Source organism: Streptomyces sp. TLI_146 (genome assembly GCF_002846415.1).
Lineage (GTDB): Bacteria > Actinomycetota > Actinomycetes > Streptomycetales > Streptomycetaceae > Streptomyces.
Window position 1 is genome coordinate 2,845,714 of record NZ_PJMX01000001.1, and the last position, 14,901, is coordinate 2,860,614.

The window sequence follows — 14,901 nt, forward strand, 5'->3', positions numbered from 1 at the left end:
ACCGCATACTCACTGGTCGCGGAAGCGGACGATCTTGACGAACTCGTCGGCGTCCAGCGCCGCGCCGCCCACCAGGGCGCCGTCGACATCCGGCTGAGCCATGATCGCGGCCACGTTGGAGGCCTTGACCGAGCCGCCGTACTGGATGCGGACCTTGTCGGCCAGCTCCTGCGAGTAGAGCTCCGCGAGGCGGCCGCGGATGGCTCCGCACACCTCCTGCGCGTCCTCGGGGTGGCGACCTCGCCGGTGCCGATGGCCCACACCGGCTCGTACGCGATCACGATGGACTCGGCCTGCTCGGCCGGGACGTCCTTGAGGCCGCCGTCCAGCTGGTTCAGCGTGTAGGAGACCTGGTCGCCCGCCTTGCGGATGTCCAGGCCCTCGCCGACGCAGAGGATCGGGGTCAGGCCGTGCTTGAACGCGGCCTTCACCTTGGCGTTGCAGAGCTCGTCGCTCTCGGCGTGGTACTGACGGCGCTCGGAGTGGCCCACGGCCACGTACGTGCACTTCAGCTTGGCGAGCATCGGGCCCGAGATCTCGCCGGTGTAGGCACCGGAGTCCTGCGCCGAGATGTCCTGGGCGCCGTACTTGATCTTGAGCTTGTCGCCGTCGACCAGGGTCTGCACCGAGCGCAGGTCCACGAAGGGCGGCAGGACCGCGACCTCGACTGCGTCGTAGTCCTTGTCGGCCAGGGCGAAGGCGAGCTTCTGGACGTGCGCGATGGCCTCAAGGTGGTTGAGGTTCATCTTCCAGTTGCCGGCCATCAGCGGGGTACGCGTGGTCACGGTGTTCAGTCCTCCAGTGCGGCAAGGCCGGGAAGCGTCTTGCCCTCAAGGTATTCGAGGCTCGCGCCGCCGCCGGTCGAGATGTGACCGAAGGCGTTCTCGTCGAAGCCGAGCGTGCGCACGGCGGCGGCGGAGTCGCCGCCGCCGACGACGGTGAAGCCGTCGCAGTTCAGGAGCGCCCGGGCGATCGCCCGGGTGCCGCCCGCGTAGTCGGGGTGCTCGAAGACGCCGACCGGGCCGTTCCAGAACACCGTCTCGGCATCCGCGATCTTCGACTCGTACAGCTCACGCGTCCGGGGGCCGATGTCCAGGCCCTCCTTGTCGGCGGGGATCTTGTCCGCGTCGACGGTGACGAAGTCGGCCGGGGCCTTGGTCTTCAGGTCCGGGAAGTCGCCCGAGGCCAGGATGTCGACCGGCAGGACCAGCTCGACACCGCTCTTCTCGGCGCGCTCCATGTACTCCGTGACGACCGGGATCTGGTCCTCCTGGAGCAGCGAGATGCCCACCTCGTAGCCCTTGGCCTTGAGGAAGGTGTACGCCATGCCGCCGCCGATGAGGATGCGGTCGGCCTTGCCGAGCAGCTGGTCGATCACGGCGAGCTTGTCGGAGACCTTGGCGCCGCCGAGCACCACCACGTACGGGCGCTTGACGTCGGCGGTCAGCTTCTTCAGGACGCCGACCTCGGTGGCGATGAGGAAGCCGGCCGCGTGCGGGAGGCGCGCGGGCAGGTCGAAGACCGAGGCGTGCTTGCGGTGCACCGCGCCGAAGCCGTCACCCACGTAGACGTCGGCGAGCTCGGCGAGCGCGTCCGCGAAGGCGCCGCGCTCGGCGTCGTCCTTGCTCGTCTCACCGGCGTTGAAGCGCAGGTTCTCCAGCACGGCGACCTGGCCGTCGGCCAGCGCGGCGACGGTCTCCTTGGCGGAGGCGCCCACGGTGTCGGTGGCGAAGGCGACGTCCGCGCCCAGCAGTTCACCGAGCCGCGCGGCCGCCGGGGCCAGCGAGAAGGCCGGGTCCGGGGCGCCCTTGGGGCGGCCCAGGTGCGAGGCGACGACCACGCGCGCGCCGGCCTCGGCGAGCTTGGCGATCGTCGGCTGGACGGCGCGGATACGGCCGTCGTCGGTGATGGTGGTGCCGTCGAGCGGCACGTTGAGGTCGGCGCGGACGAATACCCGCTTGCCGGAGACGCCCTCGGCGAGAAGTTCGTCGATCGTCTTCATGTGTTTCTGCGACTCCTTGGAGAAGGACGAGGCAAGCGACAGGGCTCGTGCGGCGCATCGTTGCGCTGCCCGAGCCCTGTGCTCACATCGAGATGCCTGCCCTGAGACTTATCAGACTTAGAGCTGGCCGCCGACGAAGACGGTGAGGTCGACGAGGCGGTTCGAGTAGCCCCACTCATTGTCGTACCAGCCGAGGATCTTCACCGACTTGCCCTCCTGGACCATGGTCAGGGAGGAGTCGAAGGTGCAGGAGGCCGGCTCGCCGACGATGTCGGAGGACACGATCGGGTCCTCCGTGTACTCCAGGATGCCCTGCAGCTCGCCCTCGGCGGCCTTCTTGAACGCGGCGTTGACCTCGTCCTTGGTCACCTCGCGCTCCAGCTCCACGACCAGGTCGGTGGCCGAGCCCGTCGGGACCGGGACGCGCATCGCGATGCCGTCGAGCTTGCCCTTGAGCTTGGGGAGCACCAGCGCGGTGGCCTTGGCGGCACCGGTGGTGGTGGGGATGATGTTCTCGGCGGCGGCGCGGGCGCGGCGCAGGTCCGAGTGCGGGAAGTCCAGGATGCGCTGGTCGTTCGTGTACGCGTGGACCGTCGTCATCAGGCCCTTGACGATGCCGAAGTTCTCGTCGAGAACCTTGGCCATCGGCGCCACGCAGTTGGTGGTGCAGGAGGCGTTGGAGATGACGTGGTGGTTGGCCGCGTCGTACTTGTCCTGGTTGACGCCCATCACGATGGTGATGTCCTCGTCCTTGGCCGGAGCCGAGATGAGGACCTTCTTGGCGCCACCCGCGATGTGCTTCTCGGCGTCGGCCTTCTTGGTGAAGATGCCGGTCGACTCGATGACGATGTCGACGCCCAGCTGACCCCAGGGGATGTCGGCCGGGTTGCGCTCGGAGAGCACCTTGATGGTGTGGCCGTCCACCGTGATGGTGTCGGCGGTGTGCGTCACCTCGGCCTTGAGACGGCCCAGAATGGTGTCGTACTTCAGCAGGTGAGCAGTGGTCGCGGTGTCACCCAGGTCGTTGACAGCCACGATCTCGATGTCAGCACCCTGCTCCAGCAGCGCGCGGAAGTAGTTGCGCCCGATGCGGCCAAAGCCGTTGATGCCTACGCGGATCGTCACGAACCGATCTCCTCGTTAGGTACGCCGGTTTTCGACGCCGGCGAGTTGTATGGGATGTCCCCGACCGCTTATGACCCTACCTCTCCCGGAGCCGTGGAGTGACATCGAGCGCACCCCCGTCAGCGGCCCGAACGGCCCGGACATGGCCGACGGCCCATACCTACCAACGGGTAAGGGCCGCCGGGGGGACTTTCGTCCCGACTACGGAGCGTGAGGGAGAGGCCTGAGGGCGCCCCCGGTGCCAGGACCGCGGACGCCCTCCTTCCGGGTCAGTCCCGCAGTGCGCGGAGCGCCTTGCCGATCACGTTCTTGCGGTCGGCGGCCGACGGCACGTGCTCCAGGCCGAAGCCGAGCAGCACGGTGTCGTGGGTGGTGACGGCCGCCTGGGAGTGGAAGAGCGCCTGGGAGCGGGCCCAGTCGCCGGCGTTGCCGGGGCTGCCGGCCGGCGGTCCCGGCACGGTCCACGGGCCGAGCGCCGTCTCGAATCCCTCGGCGCCCTGTTCGGCGCCGCCGATCACCAGCTTGGTGTCGTCGACGAAGGCGCCCACCCCGCCGCTGCCGGGGTCCGACACATAGGAGACGGAGAGCTCGACCTGCTTGCCCGCGTAGGCGGCGAGGTCGACCGAAACCGGCTGCCAGCCGTTGGAGGAGCCGGTGAACCGGTTCCACGCGCCCGAGGTGCCGGTCGCCGTGCAGGCGCCGGAGCCCACGGTCAGGTAGTGCGCCAGGAACGGGTGGCCCTGGACGTAGTAGCCCTGCTCGCACTGGGTGGGCACCGCCTGGCTGGTGCCGCCGTTGGTGTCCGGCAGGGTCGTCCAGTCGTCCTGCCCGACCGTGTGCGCCTCGACGATCACGTTGTCGAAGCCGGGCTCGGTGTCATAGCTGAGCTGGAAGCGCAGGCTCGGCTGCTGGGCCGCCGTGGTGCCGCTCAGGTCGACGGTCCGGGACAGCCGCATATAGGCGCTGTCCTGGTGCTTGGCCGCCGCGAACCAGTCGCCCGCGGCGGGCTCGAACGGGGTGCGGATCCCGGGGTAGCTGCCCGCGGCCGCGCTCTTGAACTGCGGGAACTGGTCGGGCTTGAGCGTGTCCGAGGTGATCGTGTACGCCCCGGCCAGGTCCAGCGGGTTGTCGCTCGCGTTGCCGAGGGCCGCCTTGGCGCCCGCCAGGGCCCCGGTGCCCTCGAAGGCGGGCGGGGACTTCAGGCCGACGCGGTTGTAGGCGCCGAGGTAGTACTGGGCGAAGTCGTCGGAGTCGGCGCCGCCGAGGTCGACGGTGCCGCCCGCCTTCTCACCGGCGTTGACGAGCCTGCCGCCCTCGTTGAGGTAGTCGCGCACGGCCAGCGTGACCGCCGCGGTGGGCCGCTCGGCACCGGTGTACCAGACCACGGTCCCGAAGTGGCTCAGCACGCCGAGCGCGCTGGGCGTGCCCTGGGTGGCCACGTCCCAGACCGCGGACCTGCGGCCGTTGTCGGCGAGCGCCTTGGTGTACGCGGCGGCGTACTGGGCGGGCGCGGTGCCGCCCTCCTCCGCGATCACCAGGGTGTCGCCCCTGGGCCGGTCGGCCACGGTGTAGGTGAACGGCGTGCTGGAGGTGGACTTGCCGCCCCGGGTGCGCCCGGTGAACCAGACCTCCACCTTGGAGCCGACCTCCGCGCCCTCGACGGTGGCCCGGTACTGGTCGAAGTGGATGTTGTCGTCGCCGCCGTAGACGTCGCCGCCCTGCCACGCCTCCAGGTCCTCGGTGTGCGTACGGCCGCCGTCGATGCGGTAGTTGAGCGTCTTGTCGCGCACCGACTTGCGTACGGTGACGGCGACTTCCTGGTCCTCGCCGCGGGCGTACGAGGTGGTGAAGGCGTCCGGGGTGAAGTCGGGGGCCTCGATGCCGACCGGGGAGACCGGCTGGTCGGGCCGGCGCGCGGAGTCGGCGACGGCCAGCGCGAACGGGATGTTCTTGGCGAACTCCTGCTGGATCAGCTTCTCGTCGTCCGGGAAGTTGAAGACCGACTGGCAGTCACCGGGCTTCCACTGGTCGTTGGGGTCGATCCGGGACGCGGTCTGGCAGGTCGACATCTCCGGGGTGAACATATGGATCCCGTTGACGTTCCCCGCGTGGCCGTCGGCCTCGCCGTTGGTGGTGTACAGCTCGGAGGAGAGCTGGGAGTGGTAGCCGGGGATCGCGGGCTTGGCGGGCGTGCCGGCCAGCGACTTGTAGAGGACGTCGTCCGGGGTCGGGGTGGCGACCTGCCAGCCCACGCCGTACAGCAGCAGCTCGGCCGCGGAGTGGTAGTTGATCGCGTAGGAGAAGCCGATCCGCTTCTCGAAGGCGTCCAGCGCGCGGGTCTCCGGCTCGGAGGCCGGGGACGGGCCGCGGTAGGTCTCGTCGGCGGGGTCCGGGGACGAACCCTCGTTGTCGTAGCCCCACTTGTAGGGGAAGTTGCGGTTGGGGTCGACGCCGTCGCCGGGCGCGGTCTTCCCGTCGCCGTTGTTGTCGCGCAGGTTCTTGCGCCACAGCCGCTGCTGGGTGCCGGTGAAGGTGTAGTCGTACCCGTCGGGGTTGGCGGAGAGCACGAACCACAGCTCGGTGGAGTCCACGATCTTGGTGATCCGCGGGTCCTTGCCGTAGTTGTCGAGGTAGTGGTGCATCAGCCGCCGGGTCATCTCCGGGGTGATCCACTCACGGGCGTGCTGGTTCGACAGGTACAGCACGGAGGGCTTGGAGCCGTCGCGGGTCTTCGCCGCGCCCTTGGTGAGCTTGAGGGCGAGGATGTCCTGGCCCTTGACCGTCTTGCCGATCGACTCGACCTTGGTGAGGTCGGGGTGCGCGAGCTGGGTGTCGACGATCTCCTTCTGCAGGCCGCCTGCCCCGCTGTAGGGGCGGAAGACACCGTCTCCCTGGGCCTTGAGGCGCTTCTCGGTCGCCGTCGAGAGGGTGTGCCGGGTGAGGTCGACGCCCTGCTTCTTCAGCGTGCCGGCCTGCCGCTCGGTGAGGTAGAGCTCGACCTTGGCGCTTCCCTTGGCGGGTACCTGCGCGGTCAGTTCCTGGCCGTCCGCCCCCTGCTGGAGCAGCAGTGGCAGCTGCGCCTTGGTGACGTCGGCGTACCAGACGGAGAGTCCTTCGCCTCCGCCGCCGCCCGGACTGGCGTGAGCGGCCGGTACCGCCGCCAGACCGGCCGTGAGCAGTGAAGCCGCGGCGAGGATTGCTCTCGCTCTGCGTCTCATTGGCCCCCCTTGCTGTTGTGTGCCACGAAAGTGGACAGACGCCAGGCTCATGACACTTCATGATCATGTCAATACCGTGGAAGGGTGGTGAAACCGGAACCGGCGCCCACCAAGTGGGCGCCGGTCACGGCGAGTTCAACACTAGGGCCCGACAGCGGTACGAGAGGGGCACCGACGCGAAGCGGAGGGAGCACTCCCCCGATCAGCCGACCAGGCCGTCCGCCATCTCCTCGGTCAGATTGGACTCGGTGCCGGGGATGCCCAGGTCCTGCGCCCGCTTGTCCGCCATCGCGAGCAGCCGGCGGATCCGGCCCGCGACCGCGTCCTTGGTCAGCGGCGGGTCGGCGAGCGCGCCCAGCTCCTCCAGGGAGGCCTGCTTGTGCTCCATGCGCAGCCGCCCGGCGGCCGCCAGGTGCTCCGGCACCTCCTCGCCCAGGATCTCCAGGGCGCGCTGCACCCGGGCCCCGGCGGCGACGGCGGCCCGGGCCGAGCGGCGCAGGTTGGCGTCGTCGAAGTTGGCCAGGCGGTTCGCGGTGGCCCGGACCTCGCGGCGCATCCGCCGCTCCTCCCAGGCGAGCACCGACTCGTGCGCGCCGAGCCGGGTCAGCAGGGCGCCGATCGCGTCGCCGTCGCGCACGACCACGCGGTCCACGCCGCGCACCTCGCGGGCCTTCGCGGCGATCTGGAGCCTGCGGGCCGCGCCGACCAGCGCGAGCGCCGCCTCCGGGCCCGGGCAGGTCACCTCCAAGGAGGAGGAGCGGCCCGGCTCGGTGAGCGAGCCGTGGGCGAGGAAGGCCCCGCGCCAGGCCGCCTCGGCGTCACAGGTGGCCCCCGAGACCACCTGGGGCGGAAGGCCCCGGATGGGGCGGCCGCGGCCGTCCACGAGCCCGGTCTGGCGCGCCAGCTGGTCGCCGCCCGCCACCACCCGTACGACGAAGCGCGAGCCGCGGCGCAGCCCGCCCGGGGCCATCACGATCAGCTCGGAGCTGTGGCCGAAGATCTCCAGGATGTCCCGCTTGAGCCGGCGTGCCGCCATCGCGGTGTCCAGCTCCGCCTCGATCACGATGCGGCCGCTGACCAGGTGGAGTCCGCCCGCGAACCGCAGGATCGACGAGACCTCCGCCTTTCTGCAGCAGGTCCGGGTGACGGGGAGCCGGGAGATCTCATCCTTCACCGCTGCCGTCATCGCCATGGGCCGATCCTTCCATGCATCCGAAAAATACGGTCGTACGCGGCGGCCAACAGCTCCCGGTCGTGCTTCGGGGACCCGTCGGGCGCGGCGACCGCCGCCAGCTCGACCACGGCGCCGAGCTGCTTGGCGGCGTCGGCGAGGGACTCGCGGTCGGGCACGGCGGCCTCGTCGGCCAGCACCACGTCCAGGGCGAGTTTAGGGGCGTGTCGTCCCAAAACCTCCAAATGACGCTGCGGAGAGAAGCCATCGGTTTCGCCGGGCTGGGGCGCCAGGTTCAGCGAGAGCACCTTGCGGGCCTTGGTCACCGTCAGCGCGTCGAGCAGCTCGGGCACCAGCAGGTGCGGGATGACCGAGGAGAACCAGGAGCCCGGGCCGAGCACCACCCAGTCGGCGTCCAGGACGGCCTCCACCGCCTCCGGGACGGCCGGCGGGTCGTGCGGGACCAGGTTGACGGACTGCACCTCACCGGGGGTGAGCGCCACCGTGGCCTGGCCGCGGACTGTGTCCACGTCCGTGGGGCGGGCCGGGTCGTGGCCCCGGACCAGCGCCTCCAGCTCCAGCGGGACGGCGGACATCGGCAGCACCCTGCCGTGCGCCCCGAGGAGCTTGCCGACCAGGTCGAGCGCCTGGACGTGGTCGCCCAGCTGCTCCCACAGGGCCACGATCAGCAGATTGCCGACCGCGTGCTCGTGCAGCTCGCCCTGGGACTGGAAGCGGTGCTGGATGACCCGGGCCCAGGTCTGGCCCCAGTCGTCGTCGCCGCAGAGCGCCGCCAGCGCCTTGCGCAGGTCGCCCGGCGGCAGCACGCCCAGCTCCTCCCGGAGCCGGCCGCTGGAACCGCCGTCGTCGGCCACGGTGACGACGGCGGTCAGGTCGCCGGTGATCCGGCGCAGCGCCGCGAGCGACGCGGAGAGGCCCATGCCGCCGCCGAGGGCGACGACCTTGGGCTGGGCGCCACGCTTGCGGCCGGTGCGCAGCACCGGTCCGCTCGTGCGCCGTCGGTACACCTTCACTCGCGCCCCATGTCCCGGTGTACGACGACGGTCTCGATCCCCTCGGAGGCGAGACGGGCGGCCAGCTTCTCGGACATCGCCACCGAGCGGTGCTTGCCGCCGGTGCAGCCCACCGCGATCGTCACGTACCGCTTGCCCTCGCGGCGGTAGCCGGTCGCGATCAGCTGGAGCAGCTCGCTGTACTGGTTGAGGAACTCCTTGGCGCCGGGCTGGTTGAAGACGTAACCGGACACCTCCTCGTTCAGACCCGTGAACGGGCGCAGCTCCGGCACCCAGTGCGGGTTCGGCAGGAAGCGGCAGTCGACCACCAGGTCGGCGTCGACCGGCAGGCCGTACTTGTAGCCGAACGACATCACCGTGGCGCGCAGCTCCGGCTCCTCGTCCCCGGCGAACTGGGCGTCCATCTTGGCGCGCAGCTCGTGGACGTTGAGGCTGGAGGTGTCGATCACCAGGTCGGCGTCGCCGCGCAGCTCGCGCAGCAGGTCGCGCTCGGCCGCGATGCCGTCGACGATCCGGCCGTCGCCCTGGAGCGGGTGCGGGCGGCGCACCGACTCGAAGCGGCGCACCAGGGCGTCGTCGGACGACTCCAGGAAGACGATCCGCCGGGTGACCTGCTTGGAGTCCAGGTCGGCCAGCGACTCGCGGAGGTTGTCGAAGAAACGGCGGCCGCGCACGTCGACGACGACGGCGATGCGGGCCACATTGCCCTGGGACCGGGCGCCGAGCTCCACCATGGTGGGGATCAGCGCGGGCGGCAGGTTGTCGACGACGAACCAGCCGAGGTCCTCCAGGCACTTGGCGGCGGTGCTGCGCCCGGCGCCGGACATCCCGGAGATGATCACCAGCTCGGGGATGGCCGGTTCTGCGGCGTCGTTCGTCGTGCCCGTACTCACGTGTGCGGCTCCAGCTTCTGCTTCTGTTCGGTCGTGCTCAGTCATTTCGTGGATCCCCCGTCGTCCTCTTCAATGATCTCTCCTGTCGCCGTGTTCACGGCGGGTGCGGCCGGAGCTGCCTGTGCCAGGGCCGCTGCCACGGTCTCGGCCGTCTTGCGGCCTATCCCGGGAACTTCACAGATCTGCTCGATTGTCGCCGACCGGAGCCGCTTCACCGAGCCGAAATGCTTGACGAGCGCCTGTTTGCGGGACTCGCCCAGACCCGGCACCGCGTCCAGGGGGCTCGCCTTGAACCGCTTCGTCCGCTTGGCCCGCTGGTAGGTGATGGCGAACCGGTGAGCCTCGTCACGCACGCGCTGGAGCAGATACAGCCCCTCGCTGGAGCGGGGCAGGACGACCGGGTCGTCGTCGTCCGGCAGCCAGACCTCCTCCAGCCGCTTGGCCAGGCCGCACACGGCCACATCGTCTATCCCCAGCTCGTCCAGGGCCCGCTTGGCCGCCGCCACCTGCGGCTGCCCACCGTCGACCACCACGAGCTGCGGCGGGTAGGCGAACCGCTTGGGCCGCCCGTCCTCGGTGCGGGGCCCGGCCTCCACGGGAGCCTCGCCAGGGGCCGGGACCTCGCCGGAGGGGGCCGGGCCCGCCTCGGCGCCCCCGTCCTCCTCGCCGTCCGCCCACTCCCCCAGCCGCGCGCTCTCGGCCAGGTACCGCTTGAAGCGGCGGGTGATCACCTCGTGCATGGACCGGACGTCGTCCTGGCCCTCGAAGCCCTTGATCTGGAAGCGCCGGTACTCGCTCTTCCTGGCCAGGCCGTCCTCGAAGACGACCATGGACGCCACCACGTCGTCGCCCTGGAGGTGCGAGATGTCGAAGCACTCGATCCGCAGCGGGGCGCTGTCCAGGTCCAGGGCCTGGGCGATCTCCTCCAGGGCCCGGGAGCGGGTGGTCAGGTCCGAGGCGCGCTTGGTCTTGTGCAGCGCGAGCGCCTGCTGCGCGTTGCGCGCGACCGTCGCCATCAGGTCCTTCTTGTCGCCGCGCTGCGGGATCCGCAGGGACACCTGCGACCCGCGCCGCCCGGCCAGCCAGGCGCCCACCGACTCCGCATCCTCGGGCAGCGCCGGGACCAGCACCTCCTTCGGTACGGAGTCGCCGGTCTCCTCCCCGTACAGCTGCTGGAGGGCGTGCTCGACCAGGCCCGCCGTGTCGACGGCCTCGACCTTGTCGGTGACCCAGCCGCGCTGGCCGCGCACCCGCCCGCCGCGCACATGGAAGATCTGGACGGCCGCCTCCAGCTCGTCCTCGGCGACCGCGATCAGGTCCGCGTCGGTGGCGTCGGTGAACACCACCGCGTTCTTCTCCAGGGCGCGGCGCAGCGCCCCGATGTCGTCGCGCAGCCGCGCCGCCCGCTCGTACTCCATCTCCTCGGCCGCAGCCCCCATCTGCTTCTCCAGACGGCGGATGTACGTGCCGGTGCGCCCGGCCATGAAGTCGCAGAAGTCCTCGGCCAGTTCGCGGTGCTCCTCGGGCGTGACCCGGCCGACGCAGGGGGCCGCGCACTTGCCGATGTAGCCGAGCAGACAGGGGCGGCCGATCTGGGCGGAGCGCTTGAACACCCCGGCGGAGCACGTCCGTACGGGAAAGACGCGGAGCATCAGGTCGACGGTCTCGCGGATCGCCCACGCGTGTCCGTACGGACCGAAGTAGCGCACGCCCTTCTTCTTGGCGCCGCGCATCACCTGGACCCTCGGGAACTCCTCGTTGAGGGTGACCGCCAGGTACGGATAGCTCTTGTCGTCGCGGTACTTGACGTTGAAGCGGGGGTCGAACTCCTTGATCCACGAATATTCGAGCTGGAGGGCCTCGACCTCGGTGGAGACGACCGTCCACTCCACGGACGCGGCCGTGGTGACCATCGTGGCCGTGCGCGGGTGCAGGCCGGTGAGCGGCTGGAAGTAGTTCGCGAGCCGCTGGCGCAGGGACTTGGCCTTGCCGACGTAGATCACCCGGCGGTGCTCGTCCCGGAACTTGTAGACCCCCGGCGAGTCGGGGATCTGTCCCGGCTTGGGGCGGTAGGTGGAGGGGTCTGCCATGTCCACCACCCTACTGGCGGGGACCGACAACGCGGTTTCACGGGGGCACGGGCCTGTTCCCCTGTGCACCCGAAGCCGAGAACCCGCCGAGGGGGTCCGGAGGGCCTTCAAGGGGCGCGGGGAACTGCGCGACCAGCCACGCACGATCCGCAGCTGATCGCACAGTCCTCAGAAGGGCCTACGCCCGGTTACCCCCGCGCCGACGGCGCAGCGCCACGGTGCCCAGTCCGAGCGCCGCGAGGGCCCCCGCACCGGCGGTCACCGAGGTGGCCGTGAGAGCGCTGTCCCCGCCGTCGGCGGGTGCGGCTGCCGCCGCCTGGGCCCGAGCCTCCTCCGGCGTCTGGCCGTAGCCTCCGGCCTTGCCGGACTTCGCGTACGCGGAGCCGGGCAGCTTGTCGCCGTAGGCCCGCTGGACGCGCTTCTGATAGGCGCCCAGGGTCGTGCCCTTGGCGCCGACCGCCCGCACCGCGTCCTCGTCCAGGGGGAGCACGGTCGCGCCCTTCTGGACGTACCAGGCGTTGATCTGCGGCTCCTGGAAGACCGTGCCGCCCGGCAGCCTGCTCGCGCCCGCCGCGGCGTAGCGGGCCTCGTCGTCACCGGTGGCTATGTTCACCACCTTCCAGGTGGTGCCCTGCGGCACGGTCCACAGGGAGGCCTTCTGGCCGTCCGAGGAGACGGCCGTGGAAGCGAGGTACTCCAGCTTCGCCACCGAGACACCCGCCCGCCCGGCGACGAACTCCGGGGAGAGCGTGTAGACGGGCACCGCATCGCCCTGGATGCGCGGGGCGGCGGCGGTCAGGGACACCTTGCCGTCCCGGGCGAAGAACCGGGAGAGCGTGTCGAGGGTCGCGGGGGCCGCGGCCGCCTGACGGGCGGCCGCCTTGGAGCCGGCCGTCGCGGTGGGGTGCTCGCCGGCCGCCGCGTACGAGGCGCACAGGCCGGTGAGCAGCGCCGCGACGGCGGCGGAGGAGGACAGACGTCGCAGGGTCATCGTCGTCACGCCCCGATCCGGTAGAGCGAGTGGGTCCAGGAGAACGAGTCGTTGTCGACGTACCAGTCGTGCGAGGCCCAGTTGTAGCGGTTGCTGGAGGGCCACGGGTCGCCCCAGTAGACCCAGCTGCCGGCGGTGTCGTACCCGTAGACCACATGCATGTGACCGCCGCCGCTGGACCACTGGATACGGCTCTCCATCGGCCGGTTGGCGTTGATCTCGGTCTGTACGGTCGAGTAGCGCAGCCAGCCGCTGACGTACGAACCGGAGCTGATCCCGGCCCAGTCGAGCGCGTTCTGCACATTGCCCAGGTCCGCCTGCCAGTTGGGGCAGTCGTAGCCCTGCTGGCGCCCGAAGGCGGCGTTGCAGAACTGGTTCTGGCTGTAGCTGCGCCCGAACCAGGTGGCGATGGTGTTTCCGCTGGCGGCCCAGCACCAGTTGTTCTTCTGCTGGGCCTGCATGGTGATGTTGAGCCGCTTCGACGTGGCTGCCGTGGCGGACGGCGAGTCGGCGGCGGTACGGGTGTCGGTGGCGGCGGTCGTGGTGGCGGCGGTCGTGCCGTGCTCGTGCGGGGATGCGACGGCGCTCGCCGTGGGGGCGGCGAGCAGGGCCGTCACCACGAGGGCGAGGGCCGAAAGCCGTCTCTTGCGGTTGTGCATCGCGTTCCTCCCGAAGCGGGGGGTGTGGGGATCGGAGGAGCGCGTCCGGACGCTTTCGGTGAGCATCGAACGTTGTCGTGGGCTGGTCAACGCGCTTCAATGCGAGGTGAGACGCGGGTGTGAACGGAGTGGCCGCCATGTGAACGGGGCCTCCGGGCCCACCAGGCCGCCCGGGTCCCGCGGCGACCCGTGACCACCCCCCGCCGTGAACGTTCACTGTGCGGCCCGAAGTCCCCGGACCAGCGGCGCAGTTGAACCAGGCCGTCCGCACGGCCACCCCCCACCGAGATCCGAGCAGTCCCGAGGGAGTCCCCCATGCTCCACACCGATGCCGATCTGGCACAGGTGCTGCACACCGGTCCGTTCCATCTGGCGCTGCGCGCCGCGCTCGCCGTCCGCGGACTTCCGCTCCAACGCGTCCAGCACCATCTCGCCGGGCGCGGCGTCAAGGTCGGTGTGACCAGCCTCAGTTACTGGCAGCAGGGCGCCCGGCGGCCGCAGCGCGCCGAGTCGCTGCGGGCCGTGCGCGCCCTGGAGGAGGTACTCGGGCTGCCGGACCGCTCGCTGCTGCGGCTGCTCGACGACGGCGACGCGCGCGAGGCGGAACGCCCGGCGGGCCGCTCCTACCGCTCGCTGGTGGAGGCCTCCGGGGTCGTCGAGCGGCTGATCACGGGCCTGGAGTCACCGGTGGACGGCGGGCTGCACACCGTCGGCCACCAGGAGCGGGTGCGCGTCGGGGCGCACCGCGAGCTGCTCGGCCGCGACTCCCAGCAGGTGGTGCGGGCCCATCGGGACGGCGTCGACCGCTATCTCGCCATCCACCACGGCGACCCGGGCTGCGACCCGTCCCGGGTCCGGGTGCGCGCCGCCGAGAACTGCCGCACCGGGCGGGTGCGCTGGGACGCCGAGACCGGCGTGCTGGTGGCCGAGCTGCTCTTCGACGCCCGGCTGCGGGCCGGTGAGACGTACCTCTTCGGCTACGGCTTCGAGGACGGCACGGCGGGCCCGAGCAGCGAGTACGTACGCGGCTTCAGTTTCGCGGGCGGGCAGTACGTGCTCCAGGTCCGCTTCGACGAGCAGGCCCTGCCGGTGCGGTGCCGCCGCTTCGCCCGGACGTCGGCCGGCGCGGCCCGCTCGGCCCGGGGCGATCTGACGCTGAGCGGGCGGCACCGCACGGTGCACCTGGTCGAGCAGGGGGTGCGGCCGGGGATCCTGGGGATCGACTGGGACTGGGCGTGAACGTGTCCGCCTACGTACTACGTACGTAGGCGGTGGTCCTACGCGTCCGGACCGGCGACGAGCTTGCCGTCCTTGACCCGCACCGGGACGGAGGGCAGCGGGACCGTCGCCGGGCCCTGGACCGGCTTGCCGGTCATCACGTCGAAGCGGCTGCCGTGGCAGGGGCAGTTCCCGTGCCCGTCGTCGATCTTGTCCAGGACGCAGCCGGCGTGGGTGCACTGGGCGCTGAACGCCTTGTACTCGCCCTTGGCCGGGCAGGACACCATCAGCCGCTGCTCGCGGTAGAGCTTGGCCCCGCCGACCGGGATCTCCTCGGGAGCGCCCAGGGCGACCGGCGCGGTCGGGGTCGGGGCCTCGGCGTGGCCGAGCTTGGAGTCGGTGGAGCAGGCGGCCACTCCCAGCCCGGCGGCCCCGGCGAGGGCCGCGCCTTTCAGCACGGTACGACGGGCGGCGGGCTGGCCGGACATGGGGTCTCCACA

The 14,901-nt window shown here is 71.0% G+C and carries 11 protein-coding genes and 1 pseudogene; 1 reads left to right on the plus strand and 11 read right to left on the minus strand.

Annotation, left to right across the window (positions count from 1 at the left end):
- Positions 1-9 precede the first annotated feature (9 nt).
- The 10 genes and pseudogenes from tpiA to BX283_RS13075 all read right to left on the minus strand — a co-directional run bounded on the left by tpiA (position 10) and on the right by BX283_RS13075 (position 13,183).
- Positions 10-785, minus strand: a pseudogene (tpiA, locus tag BX283_RS13030) (triose-phosphate isomerase).
- Between the two features lie 5 nt (positions 786-790).
- Entirely contained in the window at positions 791-2,002 is a 1,212-nt protein-coding gene (pgk, locus tag BX283_RS13035) for a phosphoglycerate kinase (RefSeq protein ID WP_101387786.1), read from the minus strand.
- A 117-nt stretch (positions 2,003-2,119) separates the two neighbouring features.
- Positions 2,120-3,127 carry a type I glyceraldehyde-3-phosphate dehydrogenase gene (gap, locus tag BX283_RS13040; protein WP_101387787.1) on the minus strand — a complete coding sequence of 336 codons (1,008 nt, stop codon included), beginning with the start codon at positions 3,125-3,127 and terminating at the stop codon, positions 2,120-2,122.
- A gap of 269 nt (positions 3,128-3,396) precedes the next feature.
- Complete coding sequence (locus tag BX283_RS13045) at positions 3,397-6,345, minus strand: M14 family metallopeptidase (RefSeq protein WP_101387788.1); 2,949 nt, start codon at positions 6,343-6,345, stop codon at positions 3,397-3,399.
- Positions 6,346-6,547: 202 nt separating this feature from the next.
- Positions 6,548-7,537 carry a DNA-binding protein WhiA gene (gene whiA / locus BX283_RS13050; RefSeq protein ID WP_101387789.1) on the minus strand — a complete coding sequence of 330 codons (990 nt, stop codon included), beginning with the start codon at positions 7,535-7,537 and terminating at the stop codon, positions 6,548-6,550.
- Positions 7,528-8,550, minus strand: coding sequence for a uridine diphosphate-N-acetylglucosamine-binding protein YvcK (gene yvcK, locus BX283_RS13055; RefSeq protein ID WP_101387790.1), 1,023 nt, complete (start codon positions 8,548-8,550; stop codon positions 7,528-7,530). Before yvcK ends, whiA begins: the two co-directional genes overlap by 10 nt.
- Positions 8,547-9,488, minus strand: coding sequence for an RNase adapter RapZ (rapZ, locus tag BX283_RS13060; protein ID WP_101387791.1), 942 nt, complete (start codon positions 9,486-9,488; stop codon positions 8,547-8,549). Before rapZ ends, yvcK begins: the two co-directional genes overlap by 4 nt.
- Complete coding sequence (gene uvrC, locus BX283_RS13065; protein WP_101392310.1) at positions 9,485-11,533, minus strand: excinuclease ABC subunit UvrC; 2,049 nt, start codon at positions 11,531-11,533, stop codon at positions 9,485-9,487. The genes rapZ and uvrC overlap by 4 nt, the downstream gene beginning before the upstream one ends.
- Before the next feature lie 178 nt (positions 11,534-11,711).
- Entirely contained in the window at positions 11,712-12,524 is an 813-nt protein-coding gene (locus BX283_RS13070; protein WP_101392312.1) for a hypothetical protein, read from the minus strand.
- A 5-nt stretch (positions 12,525-12,529) separates the two neighbouring features.
- Positions 12,530-13,183, minus strand: a complete 654-nt coding sequence (locus BX283_RS13075; protein ID WP_101392311.1) for a papain-like cysteine protease family protein — start codon at positions 13,181-13,183, stop codon at positions 12,530-12,532.
- 315 nt (positions 13,184-13,498) lie between these two features.
- Between BX283_RS13075 and BX283_RS13080 the strand changes: the two genes are divergently transcribed.
- Positions 13,499-14,422 (plus strand): hypothetical protein, encoded by a 924-nt coding sequence (locus tag BX283_RS13080; RefSeq protein WP_101387792.1) that lies wholly within the window; start codon positions 13,499-13,501, stop codon positions 14,420-14,422.
- Between the two features lie 38 nt (positions 14,423-14,460).
- Here the strand turns inward: BX283_RS13080 and BX283_RS13085 are convergent, their stop codons facing one another.
- Complete coding sequence (locus tag BX283_RS13085) at positions 14,461-14,889, minus strand: Rieske (2Fe-2S) protein (RefSeq protein ID WP_101387793.1); 429 nt, start codon at positions 14,887-14,889, stop codon at positions 14,461-14,463.
- Positions 14,890-14,901 lie beyond the last annotated feature (12 nt).

Bases quoted from the DNA above. Each gene is read 5' to 3' on its own strand.
- uvrC (WP_101392310.1), bottom strand. From the start codon at position 11,533: ATGGCAGACCCCTCCACCTACCGCCCCAAGCCGGGACAGATCCCCGAC.
- BX283_RS13085 (WP_101387793.1), bottom strand. From the start codon at position 14,889: ATGTCCGGCCAGCCCGCCGCCCGTCGTACCGTGCTGAAAGGCGCGGCC.
- BX283_RS13080 (WP_101387792.1), top strand. From the start codon at position 13,499: ATGCTCCACACCGATGCCGATCTGGCACAGGTGCTGCACACCGGTCCG.
- whiA (WP_101387789.1), bottom strand. From the start codon at position 7,537: ATGGCGATGACGGCAGCGGTGAAGGATGAGATCTCCCGGCTCCCCGTC.
- BX283_RS13070 (WP_101392312.1), bottom strand. From the start codon at position 12,524: ATGACCCTGCGACGTCTGTCCTCCTCCGCCGCCGTCGCGGCGCTGCTC.
- rapZ (WP_101387791.1), bottom strand. From the start codon at position 9,488: ATGACTGAGCACGACCGAACAGAAGCAGAAGCTGGAGCCGCACACGTG.
- BX283_RS13075 (WP_101392311.1), bottom strand. From the start codon at position 13,183: ATGCACAACCGCAAGAGACGGCTTTCGGCCCTCGCCCTCGTGGTGACG.
- pgk (WP_101387786.1), bottom strand. From the start codon at position 2,002: ATGAAGACGATCGACGAACTTCTCGCCGAGGGCGTCTCCGGCAAGCGG.
- BX283_RS13045 (WP_101387788.1), bottom strand. From the start codon at position 6,345: ATGAGACGCAGAGCGAGAGCAATCCTCGCCGCGGCTTCACTGCTCACG.